This window comes from Betaproteobacteria bacterium, from assembly GCA_016713305.1.
In the GTDB taxonomy this organism is placed as follows: Bacteria; Pseudomonadota; Gammaproteobacteria; order Burkholderiales.
The window spans coordinates 66,229-85,270 of the sequence record JADJPK010000008.1 but is presented as its reverse complement, the minus strand read 5'-3'; the positions used below and the strand labels follow the sequence as shown (position 1 = coordinate 85,270).

The 19,042-nt window shown below is 66.6% G+C and carries 14 protein-coding genes and 1 pseudogene; 3 read left to right on the top strand and 12 right to left on the bottom strand.

Annotation, left to right across the window (positions count from 1 at the left end; translation table 11 throughout):
• Positions 1-260: 260 nt before the first annotated feature.
• The 6 genes and pseudogenes from IPK20_10485 to IPK20_10460 form a co-directional block, all read right to left on the bottom strand.
• Positions 261-1,661: pseudogene (locus IPK20_10485) on the bottom strand (DUF4331 domain-containing protein).
• 75 nt (positions 1,662-1,736) lie between these two features.
• Positions 1,737-2,969 (bottom strand): tetratricopeptide repeat protein, encoded by a 1,233-nt coding sequence (locus tag IPK20_10480; protein ID MBK8017080.1) that lies wholly within the window; start codon positions 2,967-2,969, stop codon positions 1,737-1,739.
• Between the two features lie 3 nt (positions 2,970-2,972).
• Entirely contained in the window at positions 2,973-4,091 is a 1,119-nt protein-coding gene (locus IPK20_10475) for a HupE/UreJ family protein (protein MBK8017079.1), read from the bottom strand.
• A gap of 87 nt (positions 4,092-4,178) precedes the next feature.
• A complete protein-coding gene (locus IPK20_10470; protein ID MBK8017078.1) occupies positions 4,179-4,325 on the bottom strand; it encodes a hypothetical protein in 147 nt (48 codons plus the stop codon).
• 138 nt (positions 4,326-4,463) lie between these two features.
• Positions 4,464-4,931, bottom strand: a complete 468-nt coding sequence (locus IPK20_10465) for a diacylglycerol kinase (GenBank protein ID MBK8017077.1) — start codon at positions 4,929-4,931, stop codon at positions 4,464-4,466.
• Complete coding sequence (locus IPK20_10460; protein ID MBK8017076.1) at positions 4,928-5,782, bottom strand: UDP-2,3-diacylglucosamine diphosphatase; 855 nt, start codon at positions 5,780-5,782, stop codon at positions 4,928-4,930. Before IPK20_10460 ends, IPK20_10465 begins: the two co-directional genes overlap by 4 nt.
• A gap of 135 nt (positions 5,783-5,917) precedes the next feature.
• Here IPK20_10460 and IPK20_10455 point away from each other — a divergent pair, with 135 nt between their 5' ends.
• From IPK20_10455 to IPK20_10445, 3 genes are all read left to right on the top strand, one after another.
• Positions 5,918-6,448: a PepSY domain-containing protein gene (locus tag IPK20_10455; protein ID MBK8017075.1), complete on the top strand. Its 531-nt coding sequence runs from the start codon at positions 5,918-5,920 to the stop codon at positions 6,446-6,448.
• A 334-nt stretch (positions 6,449-6,782) separates the two neighbouring features.
• On the top strand, positions 6,783-8,858 hold the full coding sequence (locus tag IPK20_10450; protein MBK8017074.1) for a TonB-dependent siderophore receptor: 2,076 nt from the start codon (positions 6,783-6,785) through the stop codon (positions 8,856-8,858).
• Between the two features lie 13 nt (positions 8,859-8,871).
• A complete protein-coding gene (locus IPK20_10445; GenBank protein MBK8017073.1) occupies positions 8,872-9,555 on the top strand; it encodes a Fe2+-dependent dioxygenase in 684 nt (227 codons plus the stop codon).
• A gap of 79 nt (positions 9,556-9,634) precedes the next feature.
• Here IPK20_10445 and IPK20_10440 read toward each other — a convergent pair whose 3' ends face one another.
• The 6 genes from IPK20_10440 to IPK20_10415 all read right to left on the bottom strand — a co-directional run bounded on the left by IPK20_10440 (position 9,635) and on the right by IPK20_10415 (position 18,974).
• Positions 9,635-10,831, bottom strand: coding sequence for a DUF1343 domain-containing protein (locus tag IPK20_10440; GenBank protein ID MBK8017072.1), 1,197 nt, complete (start codon positions 10,829-10,831; stop codon positions 9,635-9,637).
• Positions 10,828-11,409 (bottom strand): DOMON-like domain-containing protein, encoded by a 582-nt coding sequence (locus tag IPK20_10435; protein MBK8017071.1) that lies wholly within the window; start codon positions 11,407-11,409, stop codon positions 10,828-10,830. The genes IPK20_10440 and IPK20_10435 overlap by 4 nt, the downstream gene beginning before the upstream one ends.
• Positions 11,409-12,785: a sodium-dependent transporter gene (locus IPK20_10430; protein MBK8017070.1), complete on the bottom strand. Its 1,377-nt coding sequence runs from the start codon at positions 12,783-12,785 to the stop codon at positions 11,409-11,411. The genes IPK20_10435 and IPK20_10430 overlap by 1 nt, the downstream gene beginning before the upstream one ends.
• A 40-nt stretch (positions 12,786-12,825) precedes the next feature.
• Positions 12,826-14,628 (bottom strand): allophanate hydrolase, encoded by a 1,803-nt coding sequence (gene atzF, locus IPK20_10425; GenBank protein MBK8017069.1) that lies wholly within the window; start codon positions 14,626-14,628, stop codon positions 12,826-12,828.
• Between the two features lie 17 nt (positions 14,629-14,645).
• On the bottom strand, positions 14,646-18,245 hold the full coding sequence (gene uca, locus IPK20_10420; protein ID MBK8017068.1) for an urea carboxylase: 3,600 nt from the start codon (positions 18,243-18,245) through the stop codon (positions 14,646-14,648).
• A gap of 78 nt (positions 18,246-18,323) precedes the next feature.
• A complete protein-coding gene (locus tag IPK20_10415; protein ID MBK8017067.1) occupies positions 18,324-18,974 on the bottom strand; it encodes an urea carboxylase-associated family protein in 651 nt (216 codons plus the stop codon).
• Positions 18,975-19,042 lie beyond the last annotated feature (68 nt).

Here is a 19,042-nt window from a genome sequence, read left to right as displayed (position 1 = left end):
AAGTCCACCGCCGGAGAGGAAATCGCCGAAGTACGAGGCCGACGCGATCGCATCAGCGTCCGCATCGAATCCGCCGACGGCCTCGGCGATCGTCGCCAGAAGACCCGTGTCGGCGAGCGCCGTGGCCGACGCGCCCACCCGTCGACGTGGCGAGAGGCAGGGGATCGCCGGGAAACGCGTTTGCCGCGACGCCGGATTCGACGCCGTCGCATCGGCGCCCAGCCAGGAACCGGGCCGCCGTGCGACACGCCGGCGTTCGGGTAGATGCCGTTGGCGGTGCTGTTCGCGCCCGGGGCCGCGACGTTGAAGTTGACGCCATCGCCCAGGGCCAGCTTGCCGGCCTGGGATCCGATCAGCGCACCGGCGACGACCCGCAGTGCGATGTCCGTCACATCGTCGTTGGGTCGGCGGCCATTGGGCCAACCGGCACCGTCGCCCGCGAGCACCGTCAGCCGCTTCTGGCCATCGGGGCCGGTCGGCGCCGTGCCGACATTCAGCCGCAGCAGTTCCGAGCACGGGCTCGCGCTGTCGCAGGTTCCCGTTTGCGGTTGCGCCGGATACTTGAGCAGGACGTTGACGAGATCGGCGCGGTTGGCCGTGGGAATCTCCAGGGCCGTGCCGCCCAGCCCGTACACGAGATTGAGCACCGTCCCTAGTCGCGAGTTGCGGTAGAAGTCGAGGAAGGTCGCTTCCTGGCTGGGCAACGTGGCATTCCACAGATCCTTGTGCGCGGTGCCGATGACGACCTCGTTCACCAGCGGATTCGCGAGACGGGACACCTGCACCCAGGGACCGCTGTCCAGCGGCCGGGAGGTCGTGTTGTAGACCTTGAACTTCTGCCGCGCCGTGGAGGCGTACATGCCGATCACCGCGGAGGGATTGGCGGTCAGCTGTGATATCGGGAGTTCGATCGCGATGGTGTTGACGTTGAATCCCGAGAAGTGATCGATGCCGAAGGGATTGGTACTGTCTGATGCATCCTCCCCCGCCGTGAGCACCGGGGGACTGCGTCTCAGATTGACGGTGTCGAAGGTCGCGCCCAGATCGATGTAGAAGCTCTCGTCGCGCTGGCCGGCGAACACCTTGCCGCCGTTGTTGAGGCCGAAGATTCCCTTGGCTGCGAGCGCCTCGTAGTCCGGCATCGTCTTCTTTCCTGCATTCGAAGGCACGGCGAACATCGATGCCGTGCCGAGATTCTTGCGCACTCCCCCGCGGACCTCGGTCACCGTATAGCTCTGCCGCACGATGAGTCCATCCGATCCGGCCCCGTCCAGAGCGGTGATGGGCGGCACGGCGGCGTACGCCACGGGAAGCTTGAGACTCGTGAGGCCTCCGCGAATCTGCGTCTGGAACCGCACCTCGTAGATCAGGTCGTCAGCCCTTCCGTCCGCGTTGAGATCCAGGTGGAAGCTGTAGAGAACGTCGTCGCCGAACCCGAAGTAGTTGGGTCCCGAACTGGGTTCCTGCCCCGGCACGACGTTCATGATCATCACGACGTTCGCCGGGTTCTGCCAGCTCCTGAAGAAGTACACGTCGGTGAGATCCGCCGTGGGATCGTTGGCGATGAGGGGCGCCTCGCGATGGCTCGCTGCGTCCGCCGGGGCCGTGTGCAGCAATGCCGCTGCGCACGCCGCCGTGATGAAACGTCCTGCGTGGTTCATGGATCCGTCTCCTCGATTCCAGTGGTGGATGTCCGGCACGTTCGGGTTTCCTGCAACGGCGTGGGAACGCCGCGTTCAGAGTTTCGAGAGCCGTTCAGCTGGTTTACGCGGAAAGCGATGGGACGGATGTGGTGTCGATGCAAGGTGGCGTTGCAGCCTTCTGTCTTCCATGCCCGTTGCAGCGAGCCACGCGCGCACGGTGCCGATGGCGTTGTCGTCGCCGGCGGCAAGCCCCGACTCCAGAAGCAGGCGCGCGTCTGCCGGTTCCTTCTGCACCGCCCAGTTCTCGGTGGCCAGCCTGAGCGCTGCCGCGGCATCGCGTTCGACGCTCAGCGCGAATCGCGCTTCCTCACGGAGGTGGACGCGGTCGGCACGGCGGCGGCTCGCTTGGAACCGTTCACGAAGCATCGTGCGGTATGTCTGCGCCTGCGCAGTGCCAAGCCGTTGCGTGGCAATGGAAAGACGCAGGAGCAAGGGATCGGAGTCGACGTGTTCCTGGAGCAGCGGCAGCACCTCGCCATTCCGTCCCGCGTCGAGCAGGAAGTCGGCATAGGCCGCGAGCAGGTACTGGTCCTGGGGATCGATCCGCAACGCTGCGAGGTAGTGCTGCCGCGCCCGCTTTCCGCGGCCGGCCCGCTCGGCGAGTTCTGCTGCGAGTCCCAGCATCCACGCCCTGGCGGCAGGGTCCGCAACGGGTGTGGCAGCGACGAATCGCTCGAGCGTACGCAGGGATGCCTGCAGCTTGCCGGTTGCGCCGCTCACCGCCAGCGCGCACGACAACGCATAGGGCATTGGCAAGGTACCCTGCATCCGTTCGCACTCCTGTGCGGCCTCTGGGTAGCGGCTCTGGACCTGAAGAATCACCGCGCGCGAGAGACGGGCCTGCCCGGTGCCCGGTCGGCGGGCCAGAAGCTTGTCGAGATCGGCAAGCGCATCATCGAACTGGTGGTTCCGCTGCTTCAGCACGGCGCGAAGCAGCAGCACGGCATCGGGGGCCTGCGCATCGTCCCACCAGGGCCGAAGGATGGCCTGCGCCTGTCCGGCGTAGCGCGGATCGCCGGTTCTCCGCCCGAGTTCCACGAGCGCTCCCGCGTCGCGAATCGCGCGATCGAGATCGGCAAGGCGCGACGTTTGCGGCGCGGCGGATGGCGAGATGCGCGGCCTGGCGGCGAAGACGGTCGCGGGCAGGCGCGCAACCGGTTCGTCGTCCCGCTGTGGAATTCGCGGCGCGGCAAAGGACAGACCCCACGCGACAAGAGTGGCGAGAAGCACTGTCGAGCGGATCGCCGGGCGCAGGGAATGGTTCATGGGTCAGCCCAGGATTCTCAGATCCAGCGAACGCTCGACCATCCACACCGCCGCCAGCATGGCGGTGGCACCCGATCCGGCACCGAGTACGAGACGCCGATAGATCCAGCCGCCTCGGAACTGCCATGCCAGGGGCAGGAACACCAGCACGATCGCGAGCTGTCCCAGTTCGACGCCGGCGTTGAATCCCAGCAATGCCAGCGCGCCCGAGCCGGCGGGCAAGGCAAGATCCGCAAGCACGCTCGCGAACCCTAGGCCGTGCACCAGACCGAAGGTAAACGCGACACCCCACCGGTGGGCGCGGACGAGAGGAAAGAGGTTGTTGAGCGCGGCAAGAACGACCGTCGCTGCGATGGCCGCTTCCACGGGCGCTGAGGGGAGACGGACGATCCCGAAGAACGCCAGGCACAGCGTGATGGAATGGGCGGCGGTGAAGGCAGTCACCACCTTCGCCGTATCGATGATCGCCGTCGAGAGATGCTCGACGGACCGCCACTCGCGTCCCGCCCGCACGAGGACCGCCGGAAGGAGCAGGGACAGAAGGAACAGCACGTGGTCGAATCCGGCCCAGATGTGCCGTACGCCATCCCGGCCGAAACCGGTCAGGGTGTCCAGAGGCGAGTGCCCCTCCAGACCGAGCGTCAGTTCCGCGGAGTCCGCGCTGAATACGTGAGTGCGGGCATCGTTGCCCACGCGCAGATCCAGCAAGCCCTTGTGCTGGGCGTCGACGTCGAAGAACAGTTCATAGCGGATACGCAGGGTCCGATCCGCGCGCGGACAGGCAGCCACGAAACCGATGACCGCGTAGCCGCCATCCGTGTGGTCGTCGACCTGCAACGACCGCGGTTCGGCGGGGCACTCGCCTGCACCGGCATCCAGCTGGAGCCGCCTCAGCGCATAGGCGAACACGTCGTTCTGCCGGCGACGAAGCTCGCCCCAGTCCACCGTAAGGTCCCGGTTCGTGTCGAGATCCAGCACGAAGTCGAGATCCCGGACCGCGATGTCCCACCTGCCCTGCACCGTGTCGCCGGCCAGGCGGAGGGAGAGATAGCTGTCGCTGGGCTTGTGGGCGTGGACCGGCGCGCACAGGAGCGCGAGACACAGTCCGAAGATCCCGCGCATGCGCACGTCCGCAACCCCCGCATTCCGCCTGAACGTGGTCCTGCTCAGGCACTTCCGCGGCGGTGGACCGGCAATGCCATGCCGGGTCTACGCAGGCGGCACGGGAATGGATGTGGGATGCTTCCGGCCGAATTCCGCGGCCTCGGCGGGCAGGAACTGGGCCCCGATGATCATGGCGGCGAATGCCAGCAGAAGAATTTCCGGAATGCTGAGTACGGTGCGAAGCGAGGGCATGTCGAGTCTCCCAGGGGTCCCCCGCCCGGTCACGGCAGTGTCGACATCTCGAAACTGCGCGCCGGGTCTTGTCGTGAGACGGACGTTAGCCGATCGGCCGTCGGGCGCGCAATGTCCGAAATTGGCGACGGCCGGGGCTCAGGATGCAAGGACGGGGGCCAGCACGATGCCCCAGACGAGCGCCAGCATGACCAGGGTCACCAGAACGGCCGCGCTGCCGAAATCCTTGGCGCGCTTGGACAGATCGTGCCGGTCCAGACCGATACGGTCGATCGCCGCTTCCACGCCGGAATTGAGCAGTTCGACGACGATGACGAGCAGGGCCGTGGCGACGAGCAGCGCGCGTTCCCCCGGCGTCACGGGAACCATGGCCGCGATGGGAAGCAATACGGCCACGAGCACCACTTCCTGGCGGAACGCGCTTTCGTGCCGCCACGCCTCCGACACTCCGGCCAGGGAATTGAGAAACGCGTGGTAGATGCGAGAAATTCCGGTCCGGCCCTTGAACGGGCTTTCCCTGCCGTCACCCGATGCGTTCTGCTGTGGCGGCGGCACGTCTGCAGGTGAGGTCACGTTCGGCTGGTACCTACCGCGCGGCCGGTTCAGTCGGCGGCCAGATAGGCCACGTGAACGCCGTGCAGATGTGTCGCGACGCCGTTGCGCAGCGCCTCGATGGCACGCCAGTCGATGAGACGCAGCTCGCCGCTTTCCAGTTCGACCAGAGCGGTGAGGCTCTCCACCCAATCGCCGTCATTGCAGTAAAGGATGCCCTCGATGTCGCGCATCTCCGCCTTGTGGATGTGGCCGCAGACGACGCCGTCGAAACGCCGCCGCCGCGCTTCCTGCGCCAGGGCCGTCTCGAAATCCGAAATGTAACTCACCGCGTTCTTGACCTTGTGCTTGAGGAACTGCGACAGGGACCAGTAGGGCAGACCGATCTTGGCACGGACGTGATTGAGCCACTGGTTCAGCTTCAGCGTGAAGAGGTACAGCTGATCGCCCACGAAGGCGAGCCAGCGCGCGTTCTGTACGACGGCATCGAACAGATCCCCGTGCAGGATCAGCAGGCGCCGACCGTCCGCTGTGACGTGTTCCGATTCACTGCGCACTTCGATGCCGCCGAACGCCAGCCCGAGAAAGTGCCGCATCACCTCGTCGTGATTTCCGGCGACGTAGGTGACCTGCGTCCCCTTCCTGGCTTTGCGGAGAACCTTCTGCACGACATCGTTGTGCAGCTGAGGCCAGAACCAGCGGCGGCGCAGCTGCCAGCCGTCGATGATGTCACCCACCAGATAGAGGTAGGTCGATTCCGTGTGCTTCAGGAAATCGAGCAGATGCCCGGCCTGGCAGGTGGGCGTTCCGAGATGCACGTCCGAGATCCAGATCGACCGGAACCGGTACGCGGGGAGCTGTTCTTCTGACAAGCGGCGACCATCGTCTAGGGATGCAACGAGCATCCGATCTCGTCGCGTCACGGCCGTTGCAGATGGATCAAGTTTTTATGACAGACGCCCCACGTGGAGTGGAACCTTGACAATGTTCACGGGGTCTGCCGCACTGTTCTTCCGTACAACCGACCAAGGAGAAGCGTCATGAAAGTCCGCTGGATGGCAGGTCTCGTCGCGTTCTGCTCGGCCCCCGTGCTTGCGGGTGGCCTGCAGTTGCCGGAAAGGAAGTTCCAGCTGGAGCACTGCCTTCAGGTCGCCCTGGAAAAGATGCCGGGCAAGGTGAAGTCGGCAGAGCTGGAGGTGAAGGGCGGCATTCCGCAATACGAGTTCGAGATCGAATCGCTGATCGACGGCAAGACCTGGGAAGTCGAATGCAGCGCCGAGACAGGTTCGCTGGGCGAGATCGAACGGGACGTCGAGCGGGACGATCCGGCGTTCGTGACGGCCGCGCGCCTCACGCTGAAGGAAGCAGTGGACCGGGCGTTGGCCAGGCACCCTGGCCATGCCAGCGAGGTCGAGTTCGAGGTTTCACCCGACGGTGGCGCCTGGTACGAGATCTCGATTCTCTCGGGCGGGCGCAATCTGGAAGTCACCGTCAACGCCGCCACCGGCGAGATCATGGAAGTGAAGGACGAGGCCGACGAGCAGGAGATCTACCAGATCGGCGGTGAATGAGGTGTTCCCGGTGAGCGATCGCTCACCTCTCTAGGTGTTCGCGACAGGGGGCAGCGGGACCGGACAGGGGCCGCTGCCCAGATTCCTTCCTCACTCTTGACACATTCCGTAACGCGAATTACTCTCATTTTGAATCGCGTGACACGGAATATCGGTTCTTCGTGCGCCGCTTGAGCGAAGCCTCGCTGCGGCCTACGGCACGACGTTCCCGCGCCCGGAACCCTTCGAACAACCAGCCAGCCGCGCGCCAGCCAATCCCTGCGGAACACCACCCATGCAATCCAGAACAGCTGCCGGAGGCGGCCTGCGCACGAGCGCGCTTCTCGCCCTTGTCATGTCCGGACCGACGCTGGCCCAGACGGCGATAGACAAGGACCAGAAATCCGACCTCAAGGTCCCCACGGTCCAGGTCCGCGGCAAGGCGGTCACCGAAACCTACCAGGCGGGCACCACCACCGTCGGCAAGGTGCCGCTGGCACCGCGTGACATTCCGCAGTCGCTCACCACGGTGACGTCCCAGCTGATGAAGGAACGTGGCGCCGACACGATGAAGGAAGCGCTTCGCAACGTGGCCGGACTCACCTTCAACGCAGGCGAAGGCGGCCGCATCGGCGACAACATCACCTTGCGCGGCTACTCGGCGGTGGGCGATCTGTATCTGGACGGGATGCGCGACATCGCGCAATACAACCGCGAGACGTTCAATCTCGAGCGCATCGAGGTCTTGCGCGGCTCCGCGTCCATGATCTACGGGCGCGGCTCCACGGGAGGGATCATCAACCAGGTGACCAAGACGCCGCTCGCCACCGACCGCTACAGTGCGTCCGTCACTCTGGGCACGTACAGCTACAAGCGGATCCTGGCAGACCTCAACAAGGGTCTGAGCGACACGAGCGGCTTCCGGCTCAATCTGATGAAGACGGACGCAGAGAGTTTCCGCAGCGGCGTATCGCAGGACCGCTGGGGTGTCGCCCCGGCGTACGTGTGGGGTGCCGGCACCCAGAACGAGATCTACCTCGCCTATTACAAGCTGCGGGAGGACAACGTTCCCGACTTCGGCATTCCCTATTTCCAGGGTAAACCCATCCCGGTGCCGACGGACCGCTTCTACGGTCTCGCGAACGTCGACTACGAGCGCAACGACACGGGCATCGCCACGGCGGCGTACACCCATCGCTTCAGCGCCGACACGAATATCCGGACCGTCCTGAGGCATGCCGACTACAAGCGGGACCTGCGCGCGGTCGCGCCGCGGCTGGCAGGCGGCACGACGATCCTCACCGACGCCACGACGATCAACCGGCAGCGGCAGTGGCGCAGCGGCGAAGAGAAGACGCTCACGAGCCAGACCGACCTCACGACGAAGTTCGACGCACTGGGCATGAACCACCTGCTCCTGGCCGGCGTGGAACTCGTCCACGAGGACGCGACGCGGTGGAACAACGCATCCTCCGTGGCGATCCCGTCCACCACGGTCGGCGGCCCGAATCCCTATCTCACGCTGCCGTCCAACTACTTCGACCCTGTCACGCGGACGGGACAGGTCTGGTACAAGGCCAACACCATCGGCATCTACGCGCAGGACGTCGCCCAGTTCGCCCCGAACTGGAAGGCGGTCATCGGCGCGCGCTACGACAACTTCTCGGCCGACTACGACCGTCCCGCGCCCGCGGGTCCGCTGTCACGGACCGACAAGGTGTGGAGCTACCGTGTGGGTCTGCTGTATCAGCCGACCGACTGGGAGTCGTACTACGCGTCGTACGGGACCTCGTTCAATCCGTCCGGCGAGCTGTACGCGCTCGACGACCGCGGCGCGAACACCCCGCCCGAGAAGAACCGCAACGTCGAGGTCGGCGCGAAGTGGGAACTGCTTCAGGGCGACCTTTCGGTCCGCTCCGCGATATTCCGGTCCGAGAAGACCAACGAGCGCAACACCGACCTCGCCGTGACCGTCGAGCAGAACCTGCTGGCCGGCAAGCGGCATACGGACGGCGTCGAACTGGAACTGGCCGGCCGCATCACGCCCGAGTGGCAGATGTTCGGCGCCGTCGCCTTCATGACCGCCAACATCGACGCCGCCACGGGCCAGCAGGCCAATACGCTGAACAAGGTGCCCATCAACACGCCCAACCACACGTTCAACCTCTGGACCGTCTACCGCTGGGGCGACTGGCGGTTCGGCGGGGGCGTCGAGGGCGCGGGTCTGCGCTACGCCAACACGACCAACACCAACTCGCTGCCCTACTATGCCCGCTGGGATGCGATGGTCGCCTACGAGCAGCCGTCGTACACCGTCCGCACCAACCTCTACAACGTGTTCGATCAGTCGTACTACGAAGGCGTGTACCAGGGCCACACGGTGCCGGGCATCGCGCGCGCCATACGCGTGACGTTCGAAGTGAAGTTCTGAGAGAGGGATCCGGATGCTGCTCCACGTTCCCGAAGTCCTGTCCGCCGAGGCCGTCGCGCACGTCCGGTCCCTCATCGACACAGCTCCATGGTCCGATGGCCGGATCACGGCGGGCACGCAGTCGGCGAAGGTGAAGAACAACGAGCAGCTTCCGCAGGAATCGGAAGCGGCGAAGGCGGCCCGGGAGATCATTCTGGCCGCCCTGGACCGTTCCGCGCTGTTCATCACCGGCGCGCTCCCCAGGGCGATCTACCCGCCTCTCTTCAATCGTTACACGGGAGCGGCGAACTTCTTCGGCAATCACGTGGACAACGCCGTCCGGACCAACCCCGTCACGCGCGAGAACGTCCGCACCGACGTGTCCGTCACCCTGTTCCTGTCCGATCCGGACGACTACGACGGCGGCGAACTCGTGATCGAGGACACCTTCGGCCTGCAGACGGTGAAGCTGCCCGCCGGCGACCTCATCCTGTATCCCTCTTCGAGCGTGCATCGGGTCGAACCCGTCACGCGCGGGGCAAGGGTCGCGTCGTTCTTCTGGGTGCAGAGCTTCATCCGCTCGCCGGAACAGCGCCGCCTGCTCTTCGACATCGACATGTCGGTGATGGAACTGCGCGCCGCGGACGGAGAGACGGATGCCGTCGTGCGTCTCACGTCCTGCTATCACAACCTGCTGAGGATGTGGGCGGAGAACTGAGGATTCCCATCCCTCGGAAAGCGCCGTCCGCGCTACGGCGCGAAGGCGGGCGGAACGCGGGGGCGCGCGTGCTCGCCGGTCAGTACAACAGCACGCTCATCCTCTCCTCCTCCCAACTGCGCTCGTCCGGAGACGCGACGGCATCGAGATCTGCGAGCGTCGACCCGGCATCGTCGACCCACGTGCGCAGGAGTTCGCTGCCGTTGATGAGATCGATGGCCAGGCGATCGCGCTCGTACTCGTACGGAAAGTCCCGCCACAGCGGATAGCCGGGCTGCAGCATCCGCAGTGCCTTGAACGCCATCGCCTGCAGCCTCCAGGGACGAAACGCCGCGTGGTCGTACGCGCCGTCTTCCACGTGCACCTGCACGCCCGAACACAGCTTGCCCACATGCTTGTGGAAGGTCGGTTCGAACCAGTATTCGCGCAGCCGGCAGCCCGCCACGTTTCCCAGTTTCCGGATCTGCCCGATCCACTGGCGCGCGTTCACGTCGGGAGCACCGAAAAGTTCCAGCGGCCGTGTCGTTCCGCGCCCTTCCGACAGCGTCGTTCCCTCGAGCATCACGGTGCCCGCATAGCAGCGCGCCATCGAGAGATTCGGCGCGTTGGGGCTCGGATTCACCCACGTGCGCCCGCCCAGCGGCCAGCCGAATCCGGGCGCGGCCTCCGGCTGCCACCCTTCCATCGTCACGACGCGGTAATCCACATCGAGCTCGAGTGTCCGGACGAACCAGTGGCCGAGTTCTCCCATCGTGAGTCCGTGGCGCATCGGCATCGCACCGGCGCCCACGAAGCTCTCCCAGCCCGGCCGCAGACGGAGCCCTTCGACGGGCCGCCCGGCGGGGTTGGGCCGATCGAGCACCCACACGCTCTTGCCGGTCGCCGCGGCGGCCTCGAGCACATAGCGCAGCGTGGTGACAAACGTGTAGATCCGGCATCCGAGATCCTGCAGATCCACCAGCATGACGTCGAAGCTGTCCAGCATGGCCGCGGTCGGCCTGCGCACCTCCCCGTACAGGCTGAACACGGGCACGCCGTGGACCGGATCTTCGTAATCGGGCGATTCCACCATGTTGTCCTGCTTGTCGCCGCGCAGGCCGTGCTGCGGGCCGAAGGCTGCGGTGATGTTCAACCCCGGGAGCGTGGCGAGCGCGTCGAGCGAGTGAGTGAGGTCCGCCGTCACGGACGCCGGATGCGCGAGCAGCGCGACACGGCGGTTTTCCAGCGGCCGGCGCAGCGCCGCATCGTCGAGCAGTCGATCGATTCCGAACTTCAAGTGCCGGTTCCTTCCTTCGAGAAGATGAGGGCATCGTCCACGGCAGCGAACGCCTGCGGATGATGGAAATCGGGTTTGCCTGCAGGATGCCGCAACGCCCAGTACGACAGCCGGCCGTCCGAATTCTGCACCACGGCGGACAGCGCAATACGCATCTGCGGGCTCCCGGCCGCCTTCGCGAAGAACGCGTGGGGCAACCGCGCCGTCAACCACAGACGGTCGCCGTCCCGCTCGAAGACGGTGGCCGCTTCGCCGTCCGGGCGCCATGCGTTGCGGACCCGGTAATCGTCGAAACCGTAGGCCGCCCATTCGCCGGAGGGCGAAAAATTGAACTCCCGGTACGCGGGTCCCGCATCGGGCTTGAGGAAGACCTCGAAGCAGGTGCGGCGCCAGAGCTCGTCCCGGAAGACCGGCGGCCTCAGCCGAGGGATGTCCAGCGAATCGGTCCGCCCGCATAGCACGTAAACCAGTGCGAGCGATCCGTCGTCCTGCAGGGAGACGGTGGCCTCGATGGAGTCCACCTCCGGTTCCGGGGTCGAGGGATGGCAGCTCAGTGCCGCGCGCGAAGTGAGGGACATCAGACGAAGACAGGCGCGAGGGCCGTCAGAAGGATGGCAGGCGGAACGACATAGCGCAGCAGCGAAACGAGCACCCGCGAGGCAGCGGCGCCCAGGCGGAGCTCGTCGACGAGAACGTTTGCGGGGAGAACCCATCCGGCGAAGATCGAGATCGCGAGGCCCGTGAGCGGCAGCATCACGTTCGACGTGAGGTGGTCCACGAGGTCATAGACGGTGGCGGTCTCGAACCCCGACACCATGCCCAGCGGATGCCACTGCGCCCACTCGTTGAACGAGAAGACGGTGGCCAGCCCCGCAACGAAACAAGCGAGCGATGCAGCAAGGCATGCGCGAGGGCGGGTCCAGCCGAAACGCCGCACGAGCGGAGCCACCACCAGTTCCAGCATCGAGATGGCGGAGGCGAGCGCGGCGACCAGCAGCAGCACGAAGAAGGCCACCGCCACGAGCGTGCCGAAGGGCATGCGCGCGAACGCGAGCGGAAGGGTCACGAAGACGAGGCCGGGACCGGCCGCCGGATCCAGTCCGTTGGCGAACACGATGGGAAACACGGTGAGCCCGGCAAGAAACGAGATGGCCGTGTCACCGAGCACCGAGACGACCGCCACCTGCCGGAGATCGACCTCGGGGCCACCGTAGGCCGCGTACGTGATCATGAGCCCCATGCCGACGCCGATGGAAAAGAACCCGAGCCCGAGCGCATCCAGCGCGCTGCGCGCGTTGAAACCCGCGGGATCGAAGCGCAGCAGGAAGTCGACGGTTCGCGCCACGTCGCCCTCCACGACCGAATAGCCGGCGAGGAAGATCATCAGCACGGCCAGCAACGGCATCAGGATTTTCGACGCCGCCTCGATTCCGCGGACGACGCCCCGCGCCACGATGGCCGCCGTCAGCGCCAGAAACACGGCCTGATAGGCGATGAGAGAAAGCGGCGAGGCGAGAAACTCGTCGAAGCGCTGCGCCACCCGTTGTGGTTCGGTGCCCGGCAGGCCCTGCACCGCGGTCTGCAGCGCGTAGCCGAGTGTCCACCCGCCGATCACCGCGTAGAAGCTCAGCACCAGAAAGCCGGTGGCCACGCCGACCACACCGATCCACGTCCACCGGCGGCTGGCGCGGTGCCGCGCAGCAAGCACACTCAACGCGGTCGCGGGATCCCCCTGGCCGCGGCGCCCGAGCGCAAACTCGGCGAACATGAGGGGCACGACGATCAGCACCAGTCCGAGGAGATACAACAGGACAAACGAGCTGCCGCCGTTGGCGCCGACCTCGTAGGGAAACTTCCAGATGCTGCCCAGGCCGACGGCCGATCCTATGGTGGCCAGGATGAAGCCGAGCCTGCCCGTCCAGTGGTCCTGCCGCCGCGCCGTTGGGTTTTCCATGGGGCCGAATCGTACGGCATCGGCCCCGGGGTTCGACCCGTCAGGATGCGCGATTCACGAAAGCCCGCCAGCTCCCCAGATGGGTGATGTCCTCCGCGCCCTCCGCCGCCACCGCCTCGCACACGAACCCGTGCACGGAACCGCCGTTCTCCAGCTGCACCGTGCCGATGCCCAGGGGTGACGGAATGCCGGTCACGAAACTGCCGAACGCGGTGGCAGGCAACGACCAGATCTCCATCTCGACGCTTCCGCCGCCTTGCGCGACACGCACCATGCCCGGCCGCTTCGGGGGCCCGCCCGGCAGCGCATAGAACCGGTAGCAGGGCGCGCTGCGGACCACGGCTTCGAGCTTTCCGCCGCGCGACGTGAGTTGGGGGTTGAGCGGCAGCCCGGACATGTGTGCCCCGCACACGGCCACGCGCACCAGGCCGCTGTCGGCGATTCGAGGCACGGCCGCCGCGTCGCGAGCAAGTGCATGGCCGGTCGCACCGCCCGTCTCGACCTTCGCGGCCTGCAGCCGTCCCGCAAGGCCCAGCAGGGCGTCGTCCCTGAATGCCGGTGCAAACAGCGTCACGCCGAATGGCATGCCCGTGGGGGTGAAACCTGCCGGCACGGCCGTGGCCGAGTAGTCGAGCAGGTTCATGAAATTCGTGTAGTAGCCGAGGTTCGAGTTGAGCCGGATCGGATCCGCCTCCACCTCGTCGATCCGGTAGTGGGAGCCGGCCGTCGGCGTCACGATCACGTCCACGCCATCCCACACCTTGTCGGCCGTGCGCTTCAAGATCATCAGGCGGTACAAGGCGTCGTAGGCATCCGCCGCCCGCCAATCGCGGCTCTTGCCCACGATCTGTCGCGTGACATCGTGCAGTTCCGACTCGTTGGAGTCGAAAAACGCGCGGATCGCCGCGTAGCGTTCCGCCACCCAGGGCCCCTCGTACAGCAGGCGGGCCGTCTCCAGCATGGGGCGGATGTCCACCTCTGCCGCGACACCGCCGAGCGCCTCCAGCGTGCGAACCGCCTCCCCGAACAGATGCTCGTACTGGGCATTGCCGAAGAATTGCAGCGCCCCGGCGTCCGGTACGCCGAAGCGGAATCCGGCGGCGAGCGGGAACCCGCCGGGTCCGGCGGGCCGCGAGAAGGGGTCCGCCTCGTCGAACGCCGCCGCGACCGCCATCACGCGAGACGCATCGGCCGCCGTGAGCGCGAACACCGAGACCGTGTCGAGCGATCTGCAGGCCGGCACCACGCCCTGTGCGGACAGCAGCCCGCGCGTGGGCTTGTGGCCGATGAGATTGTTGAATGCCGCCGGAACGCGTCCGGACCCCGCCGTGTCGGTGCCGAGGCTGAAGCTCGCGAGGCCCATGGCCACGGCCACCGCCGAACCGGCGCTGGACCCTCCGGACACATACGCCGGATCGAACGCGTTGCGGCAGGCGCCATACGGGGAGCGCGTGCCCACGAGCCCCGTGGCGAACTGATCGAGGTTGGTCTTGCCCAGCGGAAGGGCGCCGGCAGCGATCAGCCGCTGCACGACCGTCGCGCTGCCTGACGGGGTGTACGCGAAGGCCGGACACGCCGCCGTGGTCGGCGTTCCTTCCAGATCGATGTTGTCCTTGATGGCGAACGGAATGCCGTACAGGGGCAGCGAAGAAGGATCCTTGCCCGCGAGCGTCTGCGCGTAGGCGCGGAGCCGGGATTCCGGAAGACGGTGTATCCAGACCCGGTGAGCGTCTTCGGCATGGAGCCGGGGGATCAGCGCCTCCACGAGATCCACCGGAGTGAAGCCGCCGCTGCGATAGCGCTCGGAGAGCGCGGCGATGCTAAGGTCGATGCCCTTTGCCATGGTTCCTTCCTTGTCGTTCAGTCTTCCACCAGTACGGCGAGATCCTGTCCCGCCGACACCTGTCCGCCTTCCCGGCAGAACAGGCGGACCACCGTGCCGTTCGCGGGCGCCTGCACGGGGATCTCCATCTTCATGGACTCCACGATCACGATCGTGTCGCCCGCCGCCACGCGCTGCCCTTCCTGCACCGGCACGCGCCACACGTTGCCCGCCACGTGCGTCGCGATCGCGCGGCCGTTCGGCGGCAGGTCGAGTTCGCTGTCCGCCGCCGCCTGCGCCACCTGGACGTCCGTGGCAATCTCGGACTGTCCGCTCGCACGCCAGCGCTCGCGCTCGGCCTCGAAAGACGCCTGCTGCCGCTCCTTGAAGGCGGTGATGGACGCGGCGTTTTCCGCCAGGAAGCGGTTGTATTCGCCCAGGCGGAACTCGCCCTCCTCGACCTGCAGACGGTAGCGCCCGAGCGGAAAGTCCTCCCGCATGCGCAGCAGCTCGCGTTCGCTCACCGGATGGAAGCGGATCTGGTCGAAGAAGCGCAGCAGCCAAGGCTTGCCATCGCGAAAGTCCGTGGTCTGCCGGTACCGGTTCCACATCTGCACCGTGCGCCCCACGAACTGGTATCCCCCCGGACCCTCCATCCCGTACACGCATAGGTAGGCGCCGCCGATGCCCACGGCGTTCTCCGGGGTCCACGTGCGCGCCGGGTTGTACTTCGTCGTCACGAGCCGGTGACGCGGGTCCACCGGCGTGGCCACCGGTGCGCCGAGATAGACGTCGCCCAGACCCATCACCAGATACGACGCGTCGAACACGATGCGCTTCACGTCCTCGATGCTGTCGAGCCCGTTGATGCGCCGGATGAATTCGATGTTGCTGGGGCACCAGGGCGCATCCTTGCGCACCGACTGCACGTACTTCTCGATGGCGAGGCGCGTCGCGGAGTCGTCCCACGACAGCGGCAGATGCACCGTGCGCGTGGGCACCACCATGTCCTCCACGGCCGGCAACTCCCGCTCGGCTTCCTCGAGCAGACGCAGCAGCCGCTCGAGCGGCAGCGTGCGGTCGTCGAAATGAACCTGCAGCGAACGGATGCCCGGCGTGAGGTCGACGATGCCGGCAACCCGCCGCGCCTCCAGCCACGTCATGAGCGCGTGGACGCGGAAGCGCAGATTCAGATCCAGCTTGAGTTCGCCGTACTCCACCAGCAGCCAGCGATCGCCCGATTGCCGGTAGACGACGTCGGGTCGCGCGCCCTCGGCGGCGAGCCGGCCCAGAATCGGCGCGGAGAACCGGTCCGGGCGCGCCGCAGGAATGCGCGCCGGCCGGCGAAGGGTCTTCAACGTGCTTGCAGCGATGGCGCTCTGACCGGTCGCCCAGGCCTGGTCCACGCGGACGAAACGCACGCGGTCGCCAGGCTTCAGCTGGCCGGTCTTCCAGAGTTCCGTATCCGCGATCACGGCCGGGCAGACGAAGCCCCCGAGGCTCGGACCGTCGGGCCCGAGGATCACCGGCATGTCCCCGGTGAAATCGATGGCGCCGATGGCGTACGCGTTGTCGTGGATGTTGGACGGGTGCAGCCCCGCTTCGCCGCCATCGCTGCGCGCCCACTGCGGTTTGGGTCCGATGAGTCGCACGCCCGTGCGGCTGGAGTTGTAGTGCACCTCCCAGTCGGTTTCGAAGAACGTCTCCACGTCCCTGTCCGTGAAGAAGTCGGGCGCTCCGTGCGGACCGTACAGCACGCCGATCTCCCAGCATTCCTCGTAGCGGGGTATCAGATCGTCACGCAGGACGGCATCGCGCGGCCGTATCGCCTTGGCGTCCAATGGAAGGACATCGCCGGCGCGCAAGGTGCGGCCCGCGTGACCACCGAACTGCCCGAGCGTGAACGTGGAGCGCGACCCCAGGTACTGCGGAACGGCGATGCCGCCCGCCACGCCCAGGTAGGTCCGGAGCCCCGGGCCGGCGATGCGTCCGAGCCGCAGAACGCTTCCTGCCTCGACCCGATGCGTGCGCCAGAACGAAAGCGGCTTGCCATCCAGTTCCGCCGTCATGGCGGCACCCGCGAGCACGAGGGTGGTCGCACAGTTGAACCTAAGCGTCGGTCCGCTGGCCGTGCATTCGAGGCCCGCCGCATTCTCGTCATTGCCCAGCAAACGGTTCGCGAGCCGCAGCGCGAGACTGTCCATGGGGCCCGACGGCGGAACGCCTATGGCCCAATACCCCACGCGACCCGGCCAGTCCTGGACCGTGGTCTGGACTCCCGGCTCCAGCACGTCGATGGTCGCGGGCCTGTAGTCGAAACCTGCGAGATGGCGCGTGGTGACGCGGCCTTCGGTGAACACCGGTTCGGCGACCACCTGCCGCAGGTATTCGAGGTTGCACTCGATGCCGCCGACGCTCGTGCGCGACAGCACGTCCCGCAGCGTGGCGATGGCCGCCGCGCGATCCCGACCGCGCACGATGATCTTGGCGATCATCGGGTCGTAATAGGGAGGGACTTCCATCCCGCGCTGGACCCAAGTCTCGACGCGGGCATCGGAGGGAAACTCCGCCGCGGTCAGCACGCCGCTCGATGGCTGGAAGTTCTTGGCCGGATCCTCGGCGTAGACACGCACCTGTATGGACGCCCCTCGCGGCCTTGCGGCAAAGCCGGCGAGATCGAGATCCCCTGCCGCCTGCCGGACCATCCATTCCACCAGATCGACGCCCGTGACTTCCTCCGTGACGCCGTGTTCCACCTGCAGGCGCGTGTTCACCTCGAGGAAGTAGAACTGGCCCGTCTGCGCATCGAGCACGAACTCTACGGTGCCGGCCGACTGGTATCCCACCGCTTCGCCGAGTCGGACGGCCGTCTGGAGAAGGCGCTTTCGGGTCGCCGGCGCCAACCCGGGTGCGGGCGTTTCCTCGATGACCTTCTGGTTGCGGCGCTGCGCGGAGCAGTCGCGTTCGCCCAGGGCGACCACGTGCCCCCGGCCATCGCCGAAGATCTGGACTTCGATGTGGCGCGCTTCCGCCACGAACTTCTCCAGGAACATCCCGCCATCCTTGAAGTTCGCACGCGCCAGACGCCCGACGGCCTCGAAGGCCTCCGCGAGATCCTGCTCGCTCCACACGAGCCGCATGCCGATCCCGCCCCCGCCCCCGGTGCTCTTCAGCATCACCGGGTAACCGATGCGGGCGGCTTCGGCGCGGGCATGGCCGATGTCGGCCAGCAGGCCCGAACCCGGAAGCAGCGGAACGCCGGCACGCTCGGCGAGTTCCCGTGCCGTGTGCTTCAGTCCGAACGCGCGCATCTGCTCCGGTGTGGGCCCGATGAACGCGATGCCGGCATCGCGGCAGGCCTGTGCGAAGTCGGCGTTCTCGGACAGGAAGCCGTAACCGGGATGAATCGCTTCGGCACCGCTCTCGCGTGCCGCTTCGAGGATCCGCTCGACGCGCAGATAGCTCTGAGCGGCAGGCGGCGCTCCCACGCACACCGCTTCGTCGGCCTGCGAGACGTGCAGCGAAGCCGTGTCGGCTTCCGAGTGGATCGCGACCGACCCGACGCCCATCCTGCGCAGGGTCCGGATCACGCGGCACGCGATGGCGCCGCGGTTGGCAATCAGGACTTTCTTGAACATGAATCGATGACCTGCCCTATCCCGTATTGACGTTTCGACGTGCGGGTGTACCTGGCACCCGCGACCGACGGCGGACGATCACGCCGTCGCGCCGTCCCACACCAGCAAGCGCACAGGCGTCGGGTTGTAGGCGTTGCAGGGATTGTTGAGCTGCGGACAGTTGGAGATGAGGACGATGACGTCCATCTCAGCGCGCATCTCCACGTACTTGCCGGGCGCGGAGATGCCGTCCTCGAACGTGAGTCCGCCGGTGGGCGTGACGGGCACGTTCATGAAGAAGTTGATGTTGTGTGTGATGTCGCGTTTCTCGAGACCGTGCTCGTGGTGATGCGTGATGGCCTGCATGAAGTTGTCCCGGCACGCGTGCATGAAGCGCTTCTCCAGCGCGTAACGCACGGTGTTGCTCTCCTGTGCGCAGGCGCCTCCCAGCGTGTCGTGCCGGCCGCAGGTGTCCGCGACGATCGTGAGCATCGCGTTGCCTTCGGTGGAATAGAGCGTGGTTCCCACCGTGAGGTACAGATTGCGGTTGCGCTGGATCGTGTCCACCGCGCTGTATCGCTCCTCGCGATCCGCCGCGCTGTAGAAGAGCGTGTCCACGGCCTGGTTGCCTTCGAGATCCAGGATGCGGAAGACCTGACCCTGGCGGATGACTTTCATCCAGGGCTCGCCCGCGGGGCAGATCTCGTCGATCACGGCCTTGGCCGGGTTCAGCGTGCTTTCGGTCAGCATGTTCTTCGATTCTCCGTGTCGGTGGCTCGCATCGCGGGCCGCAGGCGCGCTGCCGCGTGCGCGGCCCG